Raw genomic sequence first — 1,755 nt, forward strand, 5'->3', positions numbered from 1 at the left:
TGAAGCGAGCGCACCAGCCCTTCGTTGATCGGGGTGTTCTCGAACACGAACGCGTCGAGGTCCTTCACGACCGGCAGTCTGGCAGCCGTCATGCGGTAGCGGATCGAGGCGGCGTGGCGATGCGCGCCCTCGGCGCGCAACAGATCGCTCAGGATCTCCATCGCAGTGCGCTTGCGCTGGATCCCTGTGGTGACCGCGTCGTCGAACGCGCCTGCCATGCCCTTGAGCCCGAGCCCGCGCATCGCGTCGATCATCTCATGCCGCTGCATGGAGGCCTCGCAGGCTGTCGTAGCGGGCGCAGTTGGCGATCGGCGGGTGCATCAGCGTCAGATCCTCAGACGTGACGATGGATGCAAGCCGGGGCGGCTCTCGCCGCCGTGACAGGATGTTGAGGATCACCTCGTCGCTGACCGCACCGGCGTCGAGCGCTTCGCGAACGGCCCCCTCGACGGCATCCAGGCCATCGCTGAGGACGGCCGCAAGAACGCGGACGAACCGCCGATCGGCATCGTCATCGCTGCCGAGCTTGCGGCGCAGCCGAGCGAGCGCAGGCGGTAGATCCCAGCCTTGGAACGGCGCCCCGTTGCGCAGCGCGCCAGGCTTGTTCACCAGCACCGGCAGATAATGCCAGGGGTCGTAGATCGTCCGGTCGCGACCGAAGAACCGGGGATGATCGGCGATCACTTCGTCGCCCATCCGCACGACGATCCGGTCGGCATAGGCCCGGACCTGGACCGCACGACGCACCGCCTTGGCGGCAACCGAGTAGCGGTTCCGATCGAAGCTGATCAGGCAGGTCCCGGTCACCGCATGCTGCGTCTCGTGGAAGCCGTCAAACGGTGCGAGCATCGGCTGGAGCGCGGGCCGTTCCAACTCCAGCGCCTGCGCGACCGTCATCTCTTTATGCTCGGGGTGCGCATGCATCTCCGCCCAGCGGCGGCACTCGGCTTCCAGCCAGCCGTTCAGTTCCTCCAGGCTGGCGAACCGCAGCCTGGGCTTGAAGAGCCGCCCTCGGATCGTCTGGACCTGATGCTCGACCTGGCCCTTCTCCCAGCCGGCGGCCGGCGAGCAGGCGGTCGGCTCGACCATGTAATGATCCGCCATCACCAGGAAGCGACGGTTGAACACGCGCTCCTTGCCGACGAACACGGTCGTCACCGCGGTCTTCATGTTGTCGTAGATGCCGCGCAGCGGCACCCCCCCGAAGAAGGCGAAGCCGCGCGCATGCGCGTCGAACACCATCTCCTGCGTCTCGCGCGGATAAGCCCGAACATACACCGCCCGCGATGCGCAAAGCCGCACATGGGCGACCTTCACGCGCATCGGCTTGCCCGCGATCTCCACGTCTTCGTGGCTCCAGTCGAACTGGTACGCCTCGCCCTGCCTGAACAGCAGCGGGATAAATGCCGCCACGCCGGCGCCGGGATCCTTGCGCCGCGCCTCGGCCCAGCGCGTGGCGTAGCGCCGGACCGCATCGTACGATCCCTCAAAGCCTTCGCGCAGCAGCAGATCGTGGATCCGCGTCATCCGCAGCCGATCGCGACGCGGGCGCGCCTCGTTATCGGCGAGCAGTGTATCGAGCCGCTCCTGGAACGGTCCGATCCGCGGCAGCGGCTGCACCGACCGATGGTAATCGAACGAACCTTCCGGTGCGCGGATCGCCTTGCGCACCACCTTGCGCGACAATCGAAGATCCCGCGCGATCGCCTTGATCGGCTTGCCGCCGGCGTACTCACGCCGAACCCGAACCACAGT

Annotated in this window: 2 protein-coding genes; both read right to left on the reverse strand. The window is 67.1% G+C overall.

What is annotated here, in order from left to right:
* A partial coding sequence (locus IE187_RS21075; RefSeq protein WP_229839643.1) for an ATP-binding protein occupies positions 1–269 on the reverse strand: 269 nt, incomplete at its 3' end.
* Positions 256–1,755, reverse strand: a 1,500-nt coding sequence (gene istA, locus IE187_RS21080; RefSeq protein WP_189677951.1) for an IS21 family transposase, incomplete at its 5' end; no start/stop codon positions are given. The genes istA and IE187_RS21075, both read right to left, overlap by 14 nt.

Origin of the sequence: Sphingomonas glacialis, assembly GCF_014653575.1 — a bacterium.
In the GTDB taxonomy this organism is placed as follows: domain Bacteria; phylum Pseudomonadota; class Alphaproteobacteria; order Sphingomonadales; family Sphingomonadaceae; genus Sphingomonas; species Sphingomonas glacialis.